19 protein-coding genes are annotated in these 21,512 nt (G+C 58.6%); 5 read left to right on the top strand and 14 right to left on the bottom strand.

The window, feature by feature from the left end:
• Positions 1–82: 82 nt before the first annotated feature.
• The 14 genes from rfaE1 to ACTRW9_RS09870 form a co-directional block, all read right to left on the bottom strand.
• Positions 83–1,549 carry a D-glycero-beta-D-manno-heptose-7-phosphate kinase gene (gene rfaE1 / locus ACTRW9_RS09935; protein WP_442426080.1) on the bottom strand — a complete coding sequence of 489 codons (1,467 nt, stop codon included), beginning with the start codon at positions 1,547–1,549 and terminating at the stop codon, positions 83–85.
• Between the two features lies 1 nt (position 1,550).
• Complete coding sequence (locus ACTRW9_RS09930) at positions 1,551–2,111, bottom strand: D-sedoheptulose-7-phosphate isomerase (protein WP_442429205.1); 561 nt, start codon at positions 2,109–2,111, stop codon at positions 1,551–1,553.
• Positions 2,112–2,132: 21 nt separating this feature from the next.
• Positions 2,133–2,837, bottom strand: a complete 705-nt coding sequence (gene radC, locus ACTRW9_RS09925; RefSeq protein ID WP_442429204.1) for a RadC family protein — start codon at positions 2,835–2,837, stop codon at positions 2,133–2,135.
• A 10-nt stretch (positions 2,838–2,847) separates the two neighbouring features.
• Positions 2,848–3,792 carry a UDP-glucuronic acid decarboxylase family protein gene (locus ACTRW9_RS09920; protein ID WP_442429203.1) on the bottom strand — a complete coding sequence of 315 codons (945 nt, stop codon included), beginning with the start codon at positions 3,790–3,792 and terminating at the stop codon, positions 2,848–2,850.
• A 9-nt stretch (positions 3,793–3,801) separates the two neighbouring features.
• Positions 3,802–4,758, bottom strand: coding sequence for a methionyl-tRNA formyltransferase (gene fmt, locus ACTRW9_RS09915; RefSeq protein ID WP_442426076.1), 957 nt, complete (start codon positions 4,756–4,758; stop codon positions 3,802–3,804).
• Positions 4,755–5,279, bottom strand: coding sequence for a peptide deformylase (gene def / locus ACTRW9_RS09910; RefSeq protein ID WP_442429202.1), 525 nt, complete (start codon positions 5,277–5,279; stop codon positions 4,755–4,757). The genes fmt and def overlap by 4 nt, the downstream gene beginning before the upstream one ends.
• Before the next feature lie 110 nt (positions 5,280–5,389).
• Positions 5,390–7,522: an MASE1 domain-containing protein gene (locus tag ACTRW9_RS09905; protein ID WP_442429201.1), complete on the bottom strand. Its 2,133-nt coding sequence runs from the start codon at positions 7,520–7,522 to the stop codon at positions 5,390–5,392.
• Positions 7,523–7,611: 89 nt separating this feature from the next.
• On the bottom strand, positions 7,612–8,274 hold the full coding sequence (locus ACTRW9_RS09900) for a pentapeptide repeat-containing protein (protein ID WP_442429200.1): 663 nt from the start codon (positions 8,272–8,274) through the stop codon (positions 7,612–7,614).
• 153 nt (positions 8,275–8,427) lie between these two features.
• Positions 8,428–9,405: an ADP-glyceromanno-heptose 6-epimerase gene (gene rfaD, locus ACTRW9_RS09895; protein WP_442429199.1), complete on the bottom strand. Its 978-nt coding sequence runs from the start codon at positions 9,403–9,405 to the stop codon at positions 8,428–8,430.
• Positions 9,402–10,595 carry a M48 family metallopeptidase gene (locus tag ACTRW9_RS09890; protein ID WP_442429198.1) on the bottom strand — a complete coding sequence of 398 codons (1,194 nt, stop codon included), beginning with the start codon at positions 10,593–10,595 and terminating at the stop codon, positions 9,402–9,404. The genes rfaD and ACTRW9_RS09890 overlap by 4 nt, the downstream gene beginning before the upstream one ends.
• 30 nt (positions 10,596–10,625) lie before the next feature.
• Positions 10,626–11,966 (bottom strand): YjgN family protein, encoded by a 1,341-nt coding sequence (locus tag ACTRW9_RS09885; protein ID WP_442429197.1) that lies wholly within the window; start codon positions 11,964–11,966, stop codon positions 10,626–10,628.
• 32 nt (positions 11,967–11,998) lie between these two features.
• Positions 11,999–12,484 (bottom strand): hypothetical protein, encoded by a 486-nt coding sequence (locus ACTRW9_RS09880; RefSeq protein WP_442426069.1) that lies wholly within the window; start codon positions 12,482–12,484, stop codon positions 11,999–12,001.
• Positions 12,485–12,636: 152 nt separating this feature from the next.
• Positions 12,637–13,080 (bottom strand): hypothetical protein, encoded by a 444-nt coding sequence (locus ACTRW9_RS09875; RefSeq protein WP_442429196.1) that lies wholly within the window; start codon positions 13,078–13,080, stop codon positions 12,637–12,639.
• A 79-nt stretch (positions 13,081–13,159) separates the two neighbouring features.
• Complete coding sequence (locus ACTRW9_RS09870) at positions 13,160–14,005, bottom strand: MBL fold metallo-hydrolase (RefSeq protein WP_442426067.1); 846 nt, start codon at positions 14,003–14,005, stop codon at positions 13,160–13,162.
• A gap of 320 nt (positions 14,006–14,325) precedes the next feature.
• Between ACTRW9_RS09870 and ACTRW9_RS09865 the strand changes: the two genes are divergently transcribed.
• From ACTRW9_RS09865 to cimA, 5 genes are all read left to right on the top strand, one after another.
• Positions 14,326–15,549 carry a DUF4912 domain-containing protein gene (locus ACTRW9_RS09865; RefSeq protein ID WP_442429195.1) on the top strand — a complete coding sequence of 408 codons (1,224 nt, stop codon included), beginning with the start codon at positions 14,326–14,328 and terminating at the stop codon, positions 15,547–15,549.
• Positions 15,550–15,570: 21 nt separating this feature from the next.
• Positions 15,571–17,151, top strand: a complete 1,581-nt coding sequence (locus tag ACTRW9_RS09860; RefSeq protein WP_442426065.1) for a glycoside hydrolase family 57 protein — start codon at positions 15,571–15,573, stop codon at positions 17,149–17,151.
• Positions 17,152–17,364: 213 nt separating this feature from the next.
• Positions 17,365–18,579, top strand: coding sequence for a 2,3-bisphosphoglycerate-independent phosphoglycerate mutase (apgM, locus tag ACTRW9_RS09855; RefSeq protein ID WP_442429194.1), 1,215 nt, complete (start codon positions 17,365–17,367; stop codon positions 18,577–18,579).
• Positions 18,576–19,859 (top strand): aspartate kinase, encoded by a 1,284-nt coding sequence (locus tag ACTRW9_RS09850; RefSeq protein ID WP_442429193.1) that lies wholly within the window; start codon positions 18,576–18,578, stop codon positions 19,857–19,859. Before apgM ends, ACTRW9_RS09850 begins: the two co-directional genes overlap by 4 nt.
• Positions 19,860–19,866: 7 nt before the next feature.
• A complete protein-coding gene (gene cimA / locus ACTRW9_RS09845) occupies positions 19,867–21,510 on the top strand; it encodes a citramalate synthase (protein WP_442429192.1) in 1,644 nt (547 codons plus the stop codon).
• Positions 21,511–21,512: the final 2 nt, after the last annotated feature.

Genomic DNA, 21,512 nt, shown 5'->3' with positions numbered 1-21,512 from the left:
GGCACGCCGCATTGTCTGCGTGAAAAACAAAAAGGGTCCGGCGAACGAGCCGGGCCCTTTTTTCGTGCGTGCGTATGGCGCGTCAGCTTTTGTGGTGCTGCAGGATCTGGTCGAGGGTGTTGGTGGTGGACAGGCCCTTGACGATGGGCACGAGGGCCACCTTGCCGCCGTAGCTTTCCACGATCTCGCGTCCCACCACCTGGTCGATCTTGTAGTCGTCGCCTTTGACGAGAATGTCCGGGCGCAGTTCGCGGATCAGGTTCTCCGGCGTCTGTTCGTTGAAGATGACGATGTAGTCCACGTCCTGCAGGGCGGAGAGAATATTTGCGCGCTCCTGCTGGGTTTTGATGGGGCGGTTCGGACCCTTGATGGCGCTCACCGATTCGTCGCTGTTGAGGCCGAGGATGAGGATGTCGCCCATGCGCCGCGACTTCTGCAGAAACTCGATGTGCCCGCCGTGGATGAGGTCGTAACAGCCGTTGGTGAACACCACCTTCTTGCCGATGTTCTTGGCGAGGCTGACGATCTTTTTCGCTTCCTCGACTTCGAGGATGGTCGGCGACGTCCGCAGCATGTCTTCCTGCAGGAACTGGTTGAGCTCGTTCAACGTGACGACGGCGGTGCCGATCTTGCCGACGACGATGCCCGCCGCCATGTTGGACAGACGCGCCGCTTCCTCAAACGTGAAGCCGCTGAACAGCGACATGCCGAACACGCTGATGACCGTGTCGCCCGCACCGGTGACGTCGAACACCTCTCGCGCGACGGTGGGAATGTCCACCGGCTTCTTTTTCTTGCGATAGAGGATCATTCCCTCCTTGCCGCGGGTGACGAGGATCGATTCCGCCTTTGCGAGCGAGATCAGGTATTCGGCGGCGCGGTCGAGGTCTTCCTGCGTTGCGATCTTGATCGGTGCGACGCGCTCCACTTCCAGCTGGTTCGGCGTGATCACCGTGCATCCCTTGTATTTGCTGAAATCGGTCCCCTTGGGATCGACCACCACGTGCTTCTTCGCGTTTTTGGCGCGGTGCATGATGGTGTGCGTCACTTTTTCGGTGAGGATGCCCTTGTTGTAATCGGAGCAGATCACGCCATCCATCTTCGGCACGGTTTCGTTGATGTAATTGATGATCTTTTTTTCCGTCTCGGGCAGGATGGGCCGGTTGTCCTCCTTGTCGATGCGCAGGACCTGCTGGTTGTGCGCGATGACGCGGATTTTGGAAGTCGTCGGCCGGTGCACGAAACGGAAGATGCCGTCGGTGTGGATGTTGCGGTTGCCGATGAGCTCCAGCAGCTTGTCGCCTTTTTCGTCCTTGCCGACACCGCCGACGAGGTACACGTCGCACCCCAGCGCCACGAGGTTGTTGGCCACGTTCGCCGCACCGCCCAGCGCCAGGTTTTCGGATTTGCTCTCCAGGATGGGCACCGGCGCCTCCGGCGAGATGCGGCTGACCGATCCCCAGATGTATTCATCCAGAATGAGGTCGCCCACCACGAGGATCTTGACCCGCTTCTTTTCGTCAAACAGATGCTGGAATTTGGTTTTCATCCTAGAACTCCTGGTCGAGGATTTCGCAGAGGATGTGACCGATGGTGATGTGCACTTCCTGGATGCGCGCGGTTTCGTCAGACGGCACGACGATGGGCAGGTCCACCATGTCTTTCAGTTTGCCGCCGCCCTTTCCGAGAAACCCGATGGTGACGGCGCCGATTTCTTTTGCGGCTTCCACCGCCTTGATCACGTTGCCGGAGTTGCCACTGGTGCTGATGGCGATCACTGCGTCTTCCTTGCGGGCGAGGCCTTTCACCTGCCGCACGAACACGTCGTCGAAGCTGTAGTCGTTGCCGACGCAGGTGAGGATGGACGAATCGACGGTGAGCGCGATGGCGGGGATGGGACTGCGCTCGCGCTTGTAACGGCCGATGAACTCGGCCGCGAGGTGCTGGGCGTCCGCCGCACTGCCGCCGTTGCCCATGAGCAACAACTTGCCGCCGCTCTCGAAACTGGTGCGTACGTGATTGATCGCTTCGAGGATCTGCGGCGCCAGCGTGTTGGCGACTTCGCGTTTCAGATCCGCGCTTTCGTTCAGAAATTCCTTGATCCGGTCCATGGGGTTCCTTTGAATTCTCGCTTACAATAAACCTTCTTCAGAAAAACTGTAATACTCCGAGCCGCCGATGATGATGTGGTCGATCAACGGGATGCCGATGATCTCGCCCGCTTTCGAAACGCGGTGGGTGATCTCGATGTCCGCCTGGCTGGGGGTCGGGTCGCCGCTGGGATGATTGTGGATGAGAACGATCCGCGCGGCAGATTCCTTGATGGCCGGGATCATCACCTCCCGCGGATGCACGATGCTGGCGTCCACGCTTCCCTCGGAGATGGTGAGATCGCGGATGATGTTCAGCTTCTGGTTGAGAAGAACGACTTTGACGATTTCCTTTCTGAGATTTTTCAGGAAAGGTGCGTACAGATCCACAAACGACTGGCAGGAATTCATTTTCTGCCGCTGGCCGACGCTGTGTGCGGCCAGCCGCTTGCCGATTTCCAATGCGGCCTTGATCTGTGCGGCCTTGGCCACACCGATGCCGGGAACGGAGCACAGTTCGTTCACCGAGGCGCGGTCGATGCTTTGGAAATTCCCGAATTCATGCAGGAGGTCGCGGCTGATGTCCACCGCGTTTTTCTGCGATCGATGGTCCCCCGACCCGATCAGGATGCCGAGCAGCTGCGCATCGGACAGTTTGTCCCCGCCGTAACGGACGAGCCGTTCGCGGGGACGTTCATCCTCGGGCCAATGCTTGATTGAGGACGAGGACGTGGAGTTGTCTGCCATAGGGGCGCCATCATGACTTCGGGGGTTCCATCTGCTGCTTGAAATAATCCAGGGTGGCCCGGAGTCCCGTTTCCAGATCGACCCCGGGTTCCCAGTTCAGGAGCCGGCGGGCCTTGTCGATGTTGGGCCGCCGCAGTTTGGGGTCGTCCTCCGGCAATGGTTTGTGGACGATTTTACTCTGGCTCCCGGTGACTTGCAAAATTTTCTGGGCCATCTCCAGAAGGCTCATTTCTTTGGGGTTGCCGATGTTGACGGGTTCGTTGATGGAGGACGTCATCAGGCGGAAAATGCCGTCCACCAGGTCGGAAACGAAGCAGAAACTGCGGGTCTGGGTGCCGTCCCCGTATACGGTGAGGTCCAGCCCGTTCAGCGCCTGGTGCATGAAGTTGGGGATGGCCCGGCCGTCGTTCAGGCGCATGCGCGGCCCGTAGGTGTTGAAGATGCGAACGATACGCACCTCCATGCCGTGCGTGCGGTGGTAAGCGGTGATCAGCGCTTCGGCGTACCGCTTGGCTTCGTCGTACACACTGCGCGGTCCGATGGGGTTCACGTTACCCCAGTAGGTTTCCGGCTGCGGATGCTCGTGCGGATCGCCGTACACCTCGGAGGTGGAGGTGGTGAGGTAAACGGCGTTTTTCTCCCGCGCCAGGTCCAGCGTGTGGTGTGTGCCGTAGGAGCCGCACTTGAGTGTCACGATGGGGTGCGCGTAGTAGTCCGGGGGGCTGGCCGGCGACGCCATGTGTGCCACGTAGTCGAGCGGCCCGTCGTACGAAAACGGTTCGGTGATGTCCTGCTCGATGAACCGGAACCGGGGATCGGAGATGTGAGCGATGTTGTCGCGGGACCCGGTGATGAAGTTGTCGAGGCACACCACGTCGTGTCCCTTTTCCAGAAGGAGGTCGCAGAAGTGCGATCCTACAAATCCGGCGCCGCCGGTCACCAGGGTGGTTGGCATGGGGCTCCTTTAGTCGGATTGAATGGGTTGCGGCGCGGATTCGAACCGGTCGCCGATCTGCACATCATGTCCGGCGAGGAAATCCTGCGCGTTCATTTTCTTTTTGCCCTCGGGTTGCAGTTCGGTGAGGATCAGCCGGTCGTCGGCGGTGCCGACTTCGATGCCGTGTTTGGTGACGCGCATCACCATTCCGGCTTCGTCTGTTTGCTGCCTCGGTGCGGTTTCTGTTTTGTACAGTTTGAGCCGGTGCCCGTTCAGGAACGTGAATGCACCGGGCCACGGGTTGAGTCCGCGCACCAGGTCGTGAAGGCGTCGAGCCGGCTGGTTCCAGCAGATGAAGCCGTCTTCTTTTTTCAGTTTGCGGGCGAAGGTGGCTTCGTCATGATTCTGCGGTGTGATGGGAAGCGTTCCCGCCTCAAGCTGGTCGATGCTCTCCAAAGCCAGCTCCGCGCCGGCGTCGGCCAGCGCGTCGTGCACGTCCTGCGCCGTGTCGTTTGGACCGATAGGCACCTTGCGGATCAACAGCATGTCGCCGCTGTCGAGGCCGGGGTCGATTTTCATCGTGGTCACCCCGGTTTCGGTTTCGCCGTTGATGATGGCCCAGTTGATGGGCGCGGCGCCGCGGTACTTCGGCAGAATGGACGCGTGGATGTTCATGCAGAAGTGTTTCGGGATTTCCAGGAAGTTCGGTTTTAACAGTTGACCGTAGGCGATGATGACGATGAGGTCCGGCTTCAAAAGGTTTAACTGTTCGACGAAATCCGGGGCGCTGGCTTTCACCGGCTGCAGGACGTCGAGTCCGTGGGCCAGCGCGAATTCCTTGACGGGCGGCGGCTGGGCGGCACGGCCGCGACCTTTCGGCCGGTCGGGCTGCGTGACCACCGCCTGCACGGTATGGCGTGATGCATGCAGGGCCTTCAACGTGGGGACGGCGAAATCGGGGGTGCCCAGGAAGACGAGGTTCATTCGTCTCCTTGCTCTTTGAGCAGTTTCTTGAACTTGCGTTTCAGCATGTCGCGTTTGGTGCGGCCCAGCATGTCCCAGAACAGCTTGCCTTCCAGGTGATCGAGTTCGTGCTGGAAGGCGCGCGCGAGATAATCTTCCACTTCGTAACGCACGTCGTTGCCATCCAGATCGACTCCCTTCACTTCGACCCGCTTGAAGCGGGGCACGTCGGCGACGATTTCCGGGATACTGAGGCATCCTTCCTGCCCGTCCTGCTCTTCTTCCGCGGCAGTGATGACCGGGTTGACGATGATGATGGGGTTGTGGTCTTCCTTTTTTTGGGCATCGAAACCGAAATCGACCACGATCAGGCGTTGCGGAATGCCCACCTGGTTGGCGGCGAGGCCGACGCCCACCGAATCGAACATGGTTTCGATCATGTCATTGGAAAGCGTAACCAGGTTTCCGTCGATATTCTGCACCGGCGCGCACTTTTTACGAAGCACCGGGTCGAGACAATTGCGTATGTTTAAAATGGACATTTTCGAATTCGTAAATTGCGGGGTCCATGTGCCTCGCACATGGCGTTTCAATCATCAGCCACAAAAAAACCATTATAAAGCAGTTTCCACAAATGGCCAATTTCCTGAGATCAGGTGCGCGGCGGGCCGGAGCCCGGCGGATTCTGATTGAATGACTGAAGCGCCGGGTCCTGCAGAACGTCGGTATGGAGATTCCGGGCCTTGACCGGAAGGATGACAATGAACCGGGTGCCTTCCCCCGGTTTGCTTTCTACCTGAATGTCGCCACCGTGCATCTTCACGATTCCGTAGCTTACGGAAAGTCCGAGCCCGGTGCCCTTGACCGAGGGTTTGGTCGTGAAAAAAGGATCAAAAATATTTTTCATGCCATCCGGAGGAATGCCCTGCCCGGTGTCCGTGATTTCGAGATGGATGTTGTTCTTTTCGAGGCCGGTTCGTATGGAGATATTGCCCTGCGGCTCCGTGATGGCTTCTTCGGCGTTTTGCAGGATATTCAAAATGACCTGCCGTATCTGGTCCGGTACGGCCTCAATGTTTTTGACTTCAGGTGAATAGTTGCGGATGAGGTCGATGTTTTTTTCCTTCAGTTTCTTTTTGGTCAGAAACACCATGTCCTCCACCGCTTCATGAAAGTTGAACACCTCTTTTTTGTCCGACGACGGACTGTGAAAATTGAGAAGTTTTTTAATGAGGTTGGAGATGCGGTCGCATTCCTTGATGGCGAGCGAGACGAAATCACGGTCCTTTTCCTGGAGGTTGCCACGGCGGAATATTTTTTCCAGAACACTGCGAATGCCGTAAATGGGGTTGTTGAACTCATGAGCCATGGAGGCGGCGAGTTTGCCGGTGGCCGAGAGTTTTTCCGCGTGCATCAACTGGCGGTGCGCACTTTCCAGGTCGGCGGTGCGCTGTTCCACCAGCTCCTCCAGTTTGTGCCGGTACTTGAATAACTCTTCTTCCGCTTTTTTCTTTTCGGTGATGTCCTGCACAATGGCAAAGTAGACCGGGCGCGAGGCCATCTCCGAATATTGAATACGCATCTCGACGGGGTAGGTCGATCCGTCTTTTCTGCGGTGGTGGGTTTCGAACACGATCTGCTGAAGTTCTCCCTGCAGGGGTTCCAGCATCTTGATGAATTTTTCCAGGGTGAAATGCGGTTTCAGTTGGAGGGGCGTCAATTCCTCAAGTTCCCGCATGGAATAGCCCAGGTTCTGCCGCGCGCCCAGGTTCACCTGGAGAAACTTCAGGGTTTGCGCGTCAAACACGAAAATTTCGTTGGATGAATTTTCCAGGATTCGGCCGAGCGAGGAGGTGCGCTGTTCCGCCGCTTCGGTTTCACTGATGGCCGCGGTGAGGATGAGGGTCATGATGGTGAGCACCAGCAGGTAAAACTGAAGAAGGCGCAGCGAACTTTCGATGGTCTGCAGTGCCATGGGACCGCGTCCCTGCGCCGTGCCCCAGATGGCAGCCAGCGAAACGAACAGGATGGCGATCACCGCGCCTGCCTGCCGGAAGCGGAACGCCGACCACACGAGGACGGGGAACAGGAGATACACCAGCGGATAATGCCAGTAGATCAGCCAGTCGCCGAACGCCATCTGCGTCGTGAAATAAAAGAAAAAGGCGAGCGCGGTCGCTTCCAGCGCCTGGCTGCGCCTCAGTCTCAAGGTGCCGGAAAGGTAAACCATGAACAGCGGCGCCACGGTCAACACCCCCATTGTGTCGCCAAGCCACCAGGTGACCCACGCCGAGGCGAATTGATCCCGTTCCAGAAATCCACCCAGCAGGAGGCTGGTTTGAGCGAGAGTCGAATGGATGGTTGAGTTCAGCGCGCCGACGCCGAAGATGAAAATCAGGACGTCCCTGATGCGGGTCAGGGGATTGATCGAACCGACGCCGTACTTGAGAAGCAGGGCCCCGGTGGCGGTCTGGATGACGGCTCCCAGCGCGATGAAGGTGGCGACTGGAAAGAACTCGAGGAGGGTGAATTCCCGCACCGAGGCCATGGAACTCCACAGGAACACGGTGAAGGTCAGCGACCCGAGCCAGATGCCGGGCAGGATCCCCGCTCCCCAGCGCAGGTAGGCTCCCAGTGCAAACCCGGCGGGGGCGAACAGGGGAATGGAATAGCCGTACACATTGGCCAGGTGCACCATGCCGAACCCGCAAAGGAAATATAACAGCGCGGTGAGCAGGTTGCGGCCCAGGCTGTGCTGAATCCGGTGACTGCGGAAAGCCTTCATCCAGTTGCCCCTGATTGGTAAAATCCCCTAAATTATAGGGTGATCCGGGCGGGGGCACCATCGTTTTCTGGAACGCGGGGCAGGAGGGGTCACTCCAGGTATTCTACGCGGCACTCGTATTTGCTGTCGGAGATCCAGTTGACCTTCATGTACATGGGGAGTTTGGTTTCGCGGTCGATGATGGCGGCATGCAGCTGTTCCGCGGTCAGTTCTTCCGCGCCCCGCAGGTCCGCACCTTTGAGGATGGCGCCGGACAGGTTGGTGCCGCGGAACTTGGCTCCCTGCAGGCTGGTGCCGGTCAAATCGGCATTGGTAAGATCTGCATCCATGAGGATGGAGCCGTGTCCCATGTCCGCCCCGGCAAATACCGTTCCCACGGCGCGCGCTTCAGTGAAATCCACTTTCGCGAGGTTGGCCCTGGAAAAGTTGCCTTCGTTGATCTCGGCGTCGAAAAAGTTGGAGCCGCCCAGGTTGGCCTCCCGGCAATCCACACCAATCATGTCCGCGGAAACGAAAATCGTGCCGATGAGAATGGCGTTTTGCAGGTTGGTGCCGCAAAGGTCGGCGTAAGTGAGGTCCATGCCGCACAGGTCCACTTTGGGCATGTGCAGGTTGGCCAGCGTGGGAATGCTCAGGCGGTTCTTCCACATGGCATTCAGAATTTCACCTTTCTTTTCCACCTCGGAGGCGGCCTGGCCTTCTCGGTATTGCTCCCACAACTGGAGCAGTTCTTCTTCTGAAAGATGTCTCATTGAATTGCCTTTGCTTGATATCTGGTGAATTGTTGAATGATTGAATTTGGGTGCTGAAACCCAATCATAGACCGAAATGCTCCGGGAAAAAAACCCCAAAAGGAGGTGGAAATTGAAAAACCAAAGGGAAAGGGGCGGGGGTCCCGGGGCGTCTCAGGGGTTGTTGCTGAGCCGCCTGCCGGGGATGAGATATTCGCAAATGTAGTCGCGAACGCCTTCCTCCAATGAAGACAAACTCCTGTTGAACCCGGCCTCCCGGATTTTCCGTATGTCGGCGCAGGTGTGGTACTGGTACTGGTCCCGGATGGAGGCGGGCATTTCGATGTATTCGATAAACGGTTTTTCCCCCATGGCGTTGAAGATGGCGCGTGCGAGATCGTTCCAGTTGCGCGCGCTCCCGGAGCCGATATTGAAGATGCCGTTCACCTCCGGGTGATCGAAGAAAAAAAGCGTCATGGCCACGGCGTCTTTAATGTAGACGAAGTCCCGCTCCTGTCCGCCGTCGGCGTATTCGGGGCGGTAGGATTTGAACAGGCGGATGCGTCCGGTGTCGCGCACCTGTTCGTGGCCTTTCAGCACCATGCTCCTCATGTCTTCCTTGTGGTATTCATTGGGACCGAACACGTTGAAGTATTTCAATCCCACGATGTGTTTCAGCAATCCTTCATCACGCGCCCACAAGTCGAAGCGGTGCTTGCTGTGGCCGTACGGGTTCAGCGGCTCCAGTTCGTCCAGACGGCTTTCGTCGTCGTTGTAACCCTGTTCCCCGTTGCCGTAGGAGGCCGCGCTGGAGGCATAGATGTATCGCGCCCCCTGGTCGAGGGCGAAGCGGGCGAGCGTCTGCGTGTATTCGAGGTTGTTGATGCGCAGAAATTCTTCGTCGGTTTCCGTGGTGGAGGAACACGCACCCATGTGAAAGATGGCCTCCACCTTCGGCACGCTTCCCCCCCGCACCGCATTGATGAACTCATCGCGGTCGAGAAAGCGGGTGTGGGTCAGGCCTTCCAGGTTTATCTTTTTTTCCGGATGATCGTCCACATCGACTATCCAGATGTCGTCGTGGCCGCGCTGGTTGAGGCTGTGCACGATCGCACTGCCGATGAATCCCGCTCCTCCTGTGACTATGATCATGGTTTTGAGTTTCTTGTTTCCCGTTGAGGGGTGGTTGTTGGTTTTTTGTGCAGGGTATTCCAGTCCGCTTCGAGCCGGATCGGTTCCGGCGAGACGTCAGCGTTGCCGGACATTTTTTCCAGCATCTTCACCCGGTTGCCCGCGGCGGGATGGGTGGAGAGGTACTGCATCCATTCGGGGACCTCGCCTTCCTCGCTCTGAACCACGGCGAGCAGTTTCTTTTCTTCCTTTTCCAGTTTCTCGAACACACGCACCATGCCTTGGGGGTCGATGCGCGCGGCGACCATCATTTTTATTCCTTCACGGTCCGCTTCCGTTTCCATGCTGCGGCTGAATCGCAGGCTGTCGAGTTCCCCCGCGGTTTGCAGGACGGCGTTCATGACGCCGTTGGCGTCGCCCACCATCATGGAAAGAAACATGCCGGAAGCCAGTTGGCGGATGATACCGCGAGTCGAGTGGCGGTGCAACACGTGTTGGAACTCGTGAGCAAGAACGCCGGCCAGTTCTTCCGGCGATTCCGTCTGGTTGACCAATCCCTGAAACACGACCACGATGCCGCCGGGCAGGGCCAGCGCGTTGATCTGGTTGGAGGGATGAATCGATACGCGGAAATTGTAAGGCTGGTCCGGAACCGTGGCCAGCAGGCGCTGCGTGATGGCGTCCAGCATCTGTTTCTGCGTGCCCACGGCGGTCTGCGAAGCCCCGCGAAAAAGGGATTCGTGGACCGTGTCGCCCAGCTTCACCTCCCATTCCACCGGCACGTTCTCGGTCACCCGGTCCGCCATGGCGGGAATGAACAGCGTCCACACGCCATACAGCAAAAAGGGAATGGCCACCACCGCCAGCCACAACAGGATGCGCCGGCTGGAGGCGTGCTTTGGCCGTGACCAGAAACTGCCCAGCGCGTCCGGAGCGATGGCTTCCACGCGATCGAGGAAGGTGGGGTCTTCTACCAGCAATTGTTCAGTTACGGATTGGGCCGGGTCTCCGGTGGTGCGTTCCAGGTGGACGCCACTTTTGCCCTTGCCGGAAGGAGAAAGGCGGATCTGCGGGTAGGGCCACTCGATTTCCTCCCCGCTCTTTAACCGCAGTGTCAATGACTGTGCGGTGGCGCGGAGGAGCACGGGGTGTTTGTTGGCCGTCCGGCCGTCATAGTACCAGGCGCGGAAAACCGCCGGGTTGGCCGCCATGCTGCGCTCCTGTTTATCGAGGTGCGGGAATCAACCGAAATCGAGCGGGATGTCCAGTGCGTCGAGACCGCCTTCGCTGAACGCGCCGCTTTTCTGCATGTCCTGAATCACCCGGTTCATGTCGATGGCCCCTTCGAAGGAGAGGTGTTTGGCCAGGAACTGCTGGCGTCGGCAGACCACCCAGGCAAAGCCGATTCCCAGCGTGAAGACCAGGATCAGCAGATTGCCGAACTGAAGCTTGAACATCTCCCAGCCGCTTGCGGTGAATTTGAACGAACCGCTCCCGAAGTGCGTGTGGCTCCAGTTGTAACGGGATAAAAACGCCTGCCACCACGGAATGTTGAGTCCCGCCGTCAGCGGAAACAACAGGACAAACAACAGGAACTTGCCGAAGAGGTCCTTGCCCTGACCGGTGTAGTGAAACGCCTGGTTGCCGAAGTTGGAATTTTCAATCCAGAACTTTTTGATCTTGGCCAGAAAGAACGGGTAATACAGTCCCACCGTGAACAGGGTCAGCATGTACCCGACGAAGTAATTCAGCATGGCCTGTCCGCGTTTGCCGTGAAACGAGAAACGGATGTTTCGGAGTGAGGTGCGGGTCAGGCGGTAACGGTACGCCCCGACCATGAGCGCCGGAATCAAAAGCAGGACCACCAGACCCACGACGGGCTCGACAATTTCCTGCGAACCGGGACCGAGGTACATCTGCAGCCCCGCACTCCCGACACCGACAAGAATCAGGATGAGGGAAAAGAATGCCGCGCCGCGGAACAGCTCCGCCCCGGTGCCGTGATAGGTAAAATAATCCTTATTGAAGGAAGTGTGGTCCAGCGTGTACTTGCGGACTTTGGTTTTTGCCCAGAAGGAATATATGCCGAGTGTGAGGATGGTGAGGATGCTGTTGACGAACATGATGCGGAACAACTCTCCGCCGACGCCGTGGAACTCGACTTTGTACGTTTTCTGCGGACCTTCCGCCACCATGGCCTCGTCCACTGCGGTGTCGGCGGGAGGCGCATCGTCGAACCCATCGTCCAGATCGGTGTCGGCGCCGGTCGCATCCATGCCGGTGTCGTCTGCCGGGGAGTCGTCACCATAAACGGTGTTTGCCGTTTCGACCATGGAATTCGATTCCTGGCCGTCGATCGGGATCAGTTCAACGGAAAACCCCTGGTTGGACAGATAGCGGTTCACGTTCTGGGCGTTCTGGCTGTCGAGCGGATTGGCAAACCTCCAGGGAATGCCTTTTTTGACCTGCTTGACAACCTGTCCCGCTTCTTTCTGCGTCAGGGCGAACATCGTGGCCAGACGAAAGGCGGCCCGGTTGACGTCGTTTCCGCTCCAGGCATTGAGGCTGATGTAATGATTCATGATTGCCCTCACCCTTTTAAGAAGAATGCAACTCAGTCATCCCGTTTGGGTTGTTCTTCGAAACCGAAATCCTCATCCATGCCGGCTTCCATGTCCTGTCTCATTTCAGCATCCATATCCATGGAATCGTCCATGGCCGCGGCTTCCATTTCCGGCTCGGCTTTTTTCTTTTTGCGCGAGAAAAGGCCTGAAAGTTTTGCCATGAGTCCACCCAGCATTCCGCCTTTGGCCTTTTTCGCCGGCGCCGCCATTTCCTGCGGCATGGGTTCCGGAGCCCCTCCCTTGACGATGGCGGGAATGGTTTCGACTTCAAATCCCAGATCGGTCAAAAAATTCCTGGCGACTTCCGTTTGTTGATCGGAAACCTGATATTCGAACTGCCACGGGTTGCCGTTTGCCAAAAGATCCACAATGGGACCGGCCTCTTCGTTGCTCAGGCGAAATATGCGGGCCATCTTATCGGTGGCTTCATCCTGGTCGGCGCCCATCCAACCGTTCAATAAAATGTAGTGGCTCATGGGTCTCCTCACTGGTTGGTTTTTTTGTTAAATGGTTGGATTGTTTGATCTTACTAGTATCAACGATTCGCCGGGAAAAGCAAAGTAAAAATAAACAAAAAGAGCCAGGAAACTGGGTATTGCGTGAATCGCGGACCCGGAGGGGAGGGGGATCAGATCTGCAGTTCGGGCAGGGAAAATTCCCTTTGGAACACGGGCGGGGTGTCGGGACTCAAATAGGCTTCGGCGACGATGCTGTCCGGCCCCTCGCCGGCTTTCAACACCACCTGCCGTTCGTACTGCGGATCGGGTTCGTTGGGCACCAGTTGAACGGTTTTGGGAAGCAGGGGATGTCCCGGCAGGTTCCGCCAGCCTTCGAGATCGGGATTGGCCTCGATCATGGCCTCGGTGACGGGCCAGACCCGTTGTGCGCCCGGAGAAAACACCCATTTTACAAAATCTTTTGCGCGCTGGCGCGGGTACCGGTAGGGGAAATTGGAGATCATCAGGATGTCGTGGCGGGTCAGGTACTCGACGACGGCCATGCCGGTTTTCAGGTCATCGAGCGCAACCTGTTTTTCGTCCTTGCCGCAGGACGTGCCGGTGAGGGCCAGCAAGCAGATCAGCAGAAACCATGCCCCCCTTTGCCACAAGGGGAATGCACGCCTTGAAGATATGAAAAAACGTTCGGGAAGGTTAAAAGAAATCATAGGCGACCCGGGGTTGGGCCCAGCCGAGAAAGCCGTCTTCCTCCGGAACGCCGGTGAACTTGTCCGACTCCTTCACCCAGCCTTCCGGTTGGTCCCAGTTGTCGCCGAAGTGGTAGAGATAACACTTGGCGCGAATTTCCGGACTCAAGGTCATCAGTTCTTCATAGGAGGCGTGCACGCCACCCGTGAACAACTGGCAGTCGTGGAACATCAATTCCGCTTCCTGAGCGAACCGCTCCGGGTACTCCCGGTCGAACATGGTGTCGCCGGAAATCCAGACACGGCGGTTGATGTAGAGGCCGCAACACCACTGCGACTCGTCCACGCTGTCTGCCGAGTCCGGGAAGTGCCGCGTGCGCACCAGCACCACTTCGATGGGACCGTGCTGGTACACCCAGCATTTGCGGCCGAGGACCTGCGTCGCCTTGGGGCGCAGAATTTCGAAAAAGTCGTTCAGTTGCAGGGGGCGTCCCTGGTTGGCCTCGCAGTACTCCGCACCGCCGGAGAGGCTCTTGGTCCACAGAATTTCCTGGTAATCCCGCAGGATGATCAGTTCGGGCGGGGTGGGCTTGCCGAAGTAGCGGTTGGTCAGCATGATCTCTTCGAAGCCGCCGATGTGGTCGGCGTGGCTGTGGGTGGGCAGGTAGGTGCGCACCTTTTTCACGTCCAGTCCCACGTCATTGAGCGCCAGCGGGCCCTGTGTGCCGCAGTCCATCAGCAGGTGGTGGTCGCCCTGGATGATCAGAATATTGGATTGTCGATTTCTTTTTGCGAATGCCGAACCCACTCCCACGAAAACGATGCGCAGTTCACCGTCTGTGGTCAGCGGCAATGGGTTTTTCTGATCAAAATTATCGGTTAATTTATACATGGCAGAAGGTCCGGTTTTTGGATAATCTGTATGGAATCCGTGATTATTCTGACAAGATCCCATTTATTGTAATATTATACAGAGGAAATTAAAAACAATTTCTTGACGCTTTTCGGTTATTGCAATCAGGCCAAAAACAATAAAAATCAAAAGGTTCCGTCAAGGTTTCGTTAACTCGAAACCGGGGCGGCACCCGCGCCTTGTCGAATAAAATGCAAATCTTATTCCAAATTTAGGATCTGCTATATATTTTGGCTCTATTGGGGAGGCATTGAGCGGCCATGAAGCCATCGGACCTGTCTAAAATGACCCGCCAGCAACTGCAGAACCTGGCCCGGCGTAAGAAGATACCTGTCTCCTCCAGCCTGTTGAAAAATGAGATGGTGTCCAAAATCGGGCGGGAGCTGCGCAAACAGGAAAAACAGAAGGCTGCAGGAGGCAAGGGGCCAGCCGGAAAAACCACCGCAAGGAAGACCGGTTCCAGAAATACCGCGACAAAAAAGGCGGCCGCCGTAAAACCGTCCACGAAGAAAGCAGGCGGCTCGCGTTCCACCGGTGTCACGAAAGCCGGAAAGAAGGCGGCCAGCCCCAAGTCGGGCAGGGTCCGGTCCGCCGCCAGGAAGGCCGCAACAGGGAAACCCAAGGCAAAGGCCCAGGTCAAAACCAAAAAGAAAACCGCTGTCAAATCCGCCGCCAATACAAAAAAAGCCGCGACCCAAACCGGCAAGGCGAAGCCGCAGGCCAAAGCCAAAACCAAACCCACCGCCAGGGCGGTGAAGGGAAAAACCAGAAAAACCGCGGGCAAAACCCCGGCACGCAAAACCCGGGCCCCCGTCCAGGCCAGAAAGCGCCCGGCTTCTCCCGGCCGCATCCGCCCGCCGCGCGAAGTGGACGAGGAGTTGATGGCGAAATTCGTTCTCGGTGCCGCCACCATGCAGGACGAATCCGGGCGGGAAGCGCGCATGGACCTCCCTGCGGGATACGGCGATCACCGGCTGGTGATGATGGTCCGCGACCCCTACTGGGTTTACTGTTACTGGGAGCTGCAGCCGCAGTACGTGGAAGAAGCGCTTTCCCGGCTGGGCCGCCAGGCGCACGAGGTCCGCTGGGTTATCCGCATCCACTCGCAGGGCGGGCAGGTCGGGACGGATCATTTCGATACGGAAATCGACACCCGCGCACGCAGCTGGTACATCCACCTCGCTCCGCCGGGCGCGACGTTCACCGCCGAGATCGGGGTTCGTGACGGTGCCGGGCAATACGTTGCCGTGGTGCGTTCCAACAGTGTGACCCTGCCCATGGACCGTCCGTCCGCCAATATGGACGAGCAGTGGATGCTGAGCGACGAGGAGTTGCACCACCATTACGCGGGCATGGACTTCCCCCACGAGGAAGGCATGAAACCCACGGGCAAAGGCTCCCTGTTTGATGAGGGGCAGTCGGGCCGGCCCGTGCAGCCGGGGGGAGCCAGCGAGTACCGTCCGCCGTCTTCTTCCAAAAAATAATTTTTCGCCAAAGGACCGCTCATGGCCAAAGGATACCTCGCGCTCGTTTTACACGCCCACCTGCCGTTCGTCCGCCACCCGGAATACGACGAGTTCCTGGAGGAGGACTGGCTGTACCAGGCCATCACGGAAACCTACATCCCGCTCATCCGCATGTTCCGCGGACTGGTGCACGACAAGGTGCCGTTCCACCTCACCATGTCGCTCACCCCGACCCTGATCTCCATGCTGAGCGACCCGCTCCTGCAAACGCGCTACGTGCGTTACCTCGACCGAACCCTGGAACTCGCCAACAAGGAAGTCGACCGCACCCGCCACGAACCGGATTTCTACACCGTCGCGCTCATGTACAAGGAACGGCTGGAAGAGACGCGCGACCTGTTCTGCGAACAGTACCTGGAAAACCTGGTCAACGCGTTCGTCGAATTCCAGGACCGGGGCCACCTGGAACTCATCACCTGCGGCGCGACGCACGGTTATTTTCCGCTCATGAACGGCAACATGAACGCCATCCGGGCGCAGGTCCGCACCGCCGTGCGCACGCACGAAGTCTATCTGGGACGCAAGCCGCCGGGCATCTGGTTGCCGGAATGCGCCTACGTGCCGGGCGTCGAGGAGATTCTGAAATCCGAAGGCATCGGTTATTTCTTCGTGGACACGCACGGCATCCTGTACGCCGACCCGAAACCGAAGTACGGCGTCTATGCGCCGGTGTTCTGCCCGAACGGCGTCGCCGCCTTCGCCCGCGATGTGGAGTCGTCGAAACAGGTGTGGAGCTCGAAGGAGGGGTATCCCGGCGATTTCGATTACCGTGACTTCTACCGCGACGTGGGGTTCGATCTCGATTACGAATACATCAAGCCGTACATCGCCTCGACCGGCGACCGCAAGATGACGGGCATCAAGTACTACCGCATCACCGGCAAGACCGATCACAAAGAGCCGTACCATCCGTTCCGCGCCATGGACAAGGCGGCGGACCACGCGGGCAATTTCATGTTCAACCGCGAGCGGCAGGTGGAGCACCTGAACGGGCTCATGGGCCAGCCGCCGATCGTCGTTGCGCCGTACGATGCTGAGCTGTTCGGTCACTGGTGGTTCGAGGGGCCGGACTTTTTGAACTACCTCATCCGCAAGGTCGCGCACGACAGCGAGATAATCGAACTCACCACGCCGGGCCGGCACCTCGGCCGGTTTCCCAAAAACCAGGTGGTGCGACCGTGCATGTCCAGCTGGGGCTATAAGGGGTACCACGAACACTGGATGAGCGGCGAGAACGACTGGATCTACCGCCACCTGCACAAGGCCGCCGAGCGCATGGTGGAGCTGGCGGAGAAACACCCGAACGCCCGCGGCACCATGGAACGTGCGCTCAATCAGGCGGCGCGGGAGTTGTTGCTGGCGCAGTCGAGCGACTGGGCGTTCATCATGTTCGCCGGGACGATGGTCGAGTACGCCGTGAAACGCACCAAGGACCACCTCGTCCGCTTCAACAGGCTGTACGAAGACATCAACCGCCATCACATCGACGAAGCCTGGCTGCAAGACCTGGAACTCCGCGACAACGCCTTCCCTTTCGTCGACTACCGCGCGTACCTCTAGCCCGGCCCCGCCGGGAGGCCACCGGGCATCCACCCCTCTGGCACCGGGGCCCTGCCCAGGCCACCGAATATCGTTCGCCCTCAACGCACTTCCCAATTGTTTCCAAGTGCAATCTGGGGAAAATTTGTATGATTTCAAAGCCTTTGGGCGTGGATTTCATCCTAATTCCAAGCTATAATTTTCTATCGAAAACCCCGAATAACGCGTAAGTTAATGAAATATTTAATAGTTCTCGCCAATGGGCTGAGCGATCACCCCATTGCCGAACGTGATAATAAAACGCCGCTGACCCTGGCGGACATCCCGAATCTCGACCGCATCGCCGCCGAAGGCCGCACGGGCTCGGTGCGCACGGTGCCGGAGGGCCTGCCCGCCGGAGGCGAGGTGACGGCGCTGTCGCTCCTCGGTTACGATCCGCAGAAACACGGCGCCGGGGCGGGCCAGTACGTGGCGCAGGCTCTGGGCGTGGAGGTGAAGGCCAGCGAAGTGCCGTTGTGCTGTGACTTCATCATCCTGCAGACCAGCCACAACGACATGATCGTGAAGGATTTCACCGCCGGGCAGCTGGCCGACGCCGACGCGCGCACGCTGATCGAGGCGTTGCAGCAGCAGGTGATGGCGGACACGGCGGTGACGTTCCATGCCGGCCGCGGGTACCACAACCTGATGGTGATGGAGAGCGATCCGCTGCCGAACCGTCTCATGCCGCCGAACGGGTTGATCGGCGAGGGCATCCGCCAGCACATCCCGCAGGACGCGCCGTACCGCGATCTGGTCAACATCATGAACCAGGCGCAGATCATCCTGCACAACCACCCGTTCAACAGAAAGCGCATGGCGGATGGCACGGATGCTGTCAACAGTGTGTGGTTTTGGGGCAACACCAACGGCCGCGGCAAGGAAACCATGCCCGCCTTTTTCAGCCGCTTTGAAAAGAAGGGGGCGATGGTCACCGCCTCGCTCCTCCTGCAGGGCGTGGCGCGGCAGGTGGGAATGACGGTGGTGGAGGTTGAGGGTGCAACGGGTTTCGCCGATACCAACTATAAAGGAAAAGTCGAAGCGGCCATCACTGCGCTTGAATCGCACGACGTGGTGTACCTTCACATGACCGGCGCGGAGATCGTGTCCCTGCAGGGCAACATCGACGACAAGATCGCCGCCATGGAGGACATGGACCAGCAGGTGCTGGAACCGATCCTCGATTACCTGGAGACGCACAGGGACGTCACCCTGCTGGTCACGGAAAACCACATGAGCAGTGTGGACCGCATGCGTTACGATGAAGCGCCGGTTCCCTTTGCCGTGTACCCCTCCGGCAAAGGCGGGGACTCCATTCAACGATTTGACGAAGACCTCGTGCAGAACGGTTCCGAGCATTTCAAGGACGGGCCGTCGCTGATCGAGGCCCTGTTGAAAGGAGCCCTGTGAGCCGTCCATTGATCGTTCAGAAATACGGCGGCACCTCGGTGGGGTCGCTGGACCGGATACGCACGGTGGCGCGCCGCGTGAAAACCGCGTGGGAAGCGGGGCAGAACATCCTCGTCGTGGTCTCGGCCATGGCCGGAGAAACGGACAAGCTGCTCGGCATGGCGCATGAATTATCGGAACGCCCGGAGCGGCGGGAGATCGATCTCCTGCTGTCGTCCGGCGAGCGGGTGTCGAGCGCCTTGCTGTCGATCGCGCTGCACAACATCGGCTGCCCGGCGGTGGCGCTCACGGGACGGCAGATGGGCCTGCTGACCGACAATTCGCACACCCGGGCGCGGATCAAGCAGATTTCGGCGGACCGCGCGCATGAGGTGCTGGCTCGCAATCACGTTGTGGTGTGCGCCGGGTTCCAGGGCATCAACGAACTGGGCGACGTCACCACCCTCGGCCGGGGCGGATCGGATACCTCGGCGGTGGCGCTGGCGGTGGCGGTGAAAGCCGACCGGTGCGAGATTTATACCGACGTCAAAGGGGTGTATACGGCCGACCCGCGGGTCGTGCCCAACGCGCGCAAACTGCATGTGGTATCCTTTGATGAAATGCTGGAGATGGCCAGCCTCGGCGCGAAGGTACTGCAACTGCGTTGTGTCGAGTTCGCCAAGAATTTCAACATTCCCCTGGTCGTGAGGTCCACCTTCGACGAGGAGGATGAAGGCACGTATATCTGCAAGGAGAGTCCGGATATGGAAGATCCCGTCGTCTCGGGTGTCATGTATGACAAGGATCAATCGAAGATCACGGTCAAGGGTGTGCCGGATCAGCCGGGCGTCGCGGCGAAACTGTTCAGCGCGCTGGCGGCGGAGTCGCTTTCCGTGGACATGATCATCCAGAACGTCAGCGCCGAAGGGCACACGGACATTTCGTTCACCCTGCCCACCACGCACCTGAAGGAAGCCGAGCCCATTGTCCAGCAGGTGGCCGATGCCATTCGCGCCAATAGTGTGGAATCGGATTCGCTTATTTCGAAAATTTCCGTCGTCGGTGCGGGCATGCGCAGCCATTTCGGCGTGGCGGCGCGCATCTTCCAGGCATTGTCCGACGAGGGCATCAACGTCATCATGATCAGCACGTCGGAGATCCGCGTCTCCTGCGTCATTGAAAGAAAATACACAGAGCTTGCGGTGCGTGCGCTGCACGACGCCTTTGATCTGGAACACGAACCCGAACGCGTCACCGAGCCGGAGCCCGCTTCCTCCGTCGAACCCGGTGAACCTGAATAAACCGGCCATGCCCGTCATCAAAATCTACGACACCACATTGCGCGATGGTTCCCAGGCTGAAGACATCACTTTCACCGTCGAGGACAAAATCCGCATCGCCCACAAGCTCGACGAAAACGGATTCAATTACATTGAAGGCGGGTGGCCGGGGTCCAATCCCAAGGACGTGGATTTCTTCGAAAAGGTGAAGCACCTCAAGTTCGAGCAGGCCAAAATCGTCGCCTTCGGCAGCACGCGTTCGCCCCGCAAGCGGGCGGACCAGGACCCGAACCTGAACCAGTTGCTGAAAGCGGGTACGGAAGTGATCACCATCTTCGGCAAAAGCTGGGACATGCACGTCAAGGAGGCGCTTGAAACCGACCTCGATGAAAACCTGCGCATGGTTGCGGAAAGCATCCAGTACCTCAAAAAGAATACCGACGAAGTGATGTTCGACGCGGAACATTTTTTCGACGGCTACAAGCACAACCCCGAGTATGCGCTCAAGGTGTTGAAAGCGGCGGAGAACGCCGGAGCGGACTGGATCGTGCTTTGCGACACCAACGGGGGTTCCATGCCATGGGAAGTGCACTCGATCTTTGAAACCGTAGCGGCGGAGTTGAAGGGCAAACTTGGCATCCACACGCACAACGACTCGGAGCTGGGTGTTGCCAACGCGCTGGCCGCGGTGAAGGCGGGCGCACGTCAGGTGCAGGGCACTGTCAACGGTATCGGCGAGCGGTGCGGCAACTGCAACCTCATCTCCGTGGTTCCCAACCTGAAATTGAAGATGGGAATGGATTGTCTCGACGCCAGGCAGATGAAGAAGCTGAAGGAACTGTCGGCGTTTGTAGATGAACTTGCCAATCGTTCGCACTGGAATCACCAACCCTACGTCGGCAAAAGCGCCTTCGCCCACAAGGGCGGTGTGCACGTCTCCGCCATCCGCAAAAACCGGGAAACGTATGAGCACATCGATCCCGAACTGGTGGGCAACCAGACACGCATCCTGGTATCGGATCTTTCCGGCAAGAGCAATATCGTGTTCAAGGCGCAGGAGTTCGGGCTGGATATCGATTCCGCGGATCCGAAGGTGCAGGAACTCCTGGAAGAACTCAAGCGGGCCGAGCGGCTGGGCTTTCAATATGAAGGCGCGGAAGGTTCGTTCGAGCTCATCATGCGCGAGGCGCTGGGCCAGCGGGAAGAGCATTTCGAGTTCGTCGGTTTCCGTGTGATCGTCGAAAAACGCAAGGAGGACGAGGCCCCCATCGCCGAAGCGACGGTCAAGGTGAAAGTCAACGGCGTGCAGGAAGTCACCGCGGCGGAAGGCGACGGTCCGGTGAACGCGCTGGACAAGGCGTTGCGGAAAGCGCTCACGCGTTTCTACCCGGAACTGGAGGAGATGAGTCTGTACGACTACAAGGTGCGCATCGTGGATGAGAGCAAGGGCACCAGCGCGAAAATCCGGGTGTTGTTGGAGTCTGGGGATCACAACGCGAAGTGGGGCACGGTCGGCGTGTCCGAAGACATCATTGAGGCCAGCTGGCAGGCATTGATCGATGCCATCATCTACAAGCTGGGTGTGGCTCCCCGCCACGCCAAGGAAAAAGCCGAGTCCAAAACCCAGCCCAAGCTGGAGCGCCGGGGCTCCCGGTTTCACCTGAAAATTTGATC

Source organism: Nitrospina sp. 32_T5 (assembly GCF_052156635.1).
Taxonomy (GTDB): domain Bacteria; phylum Nitrospinota; class Nitrospinia; order Nitrospinales; family Nitrospinaceae; genus Nitrospina.
This window is presented reverse-complemented; position numbering and strand designations above follow the sequence as displayed.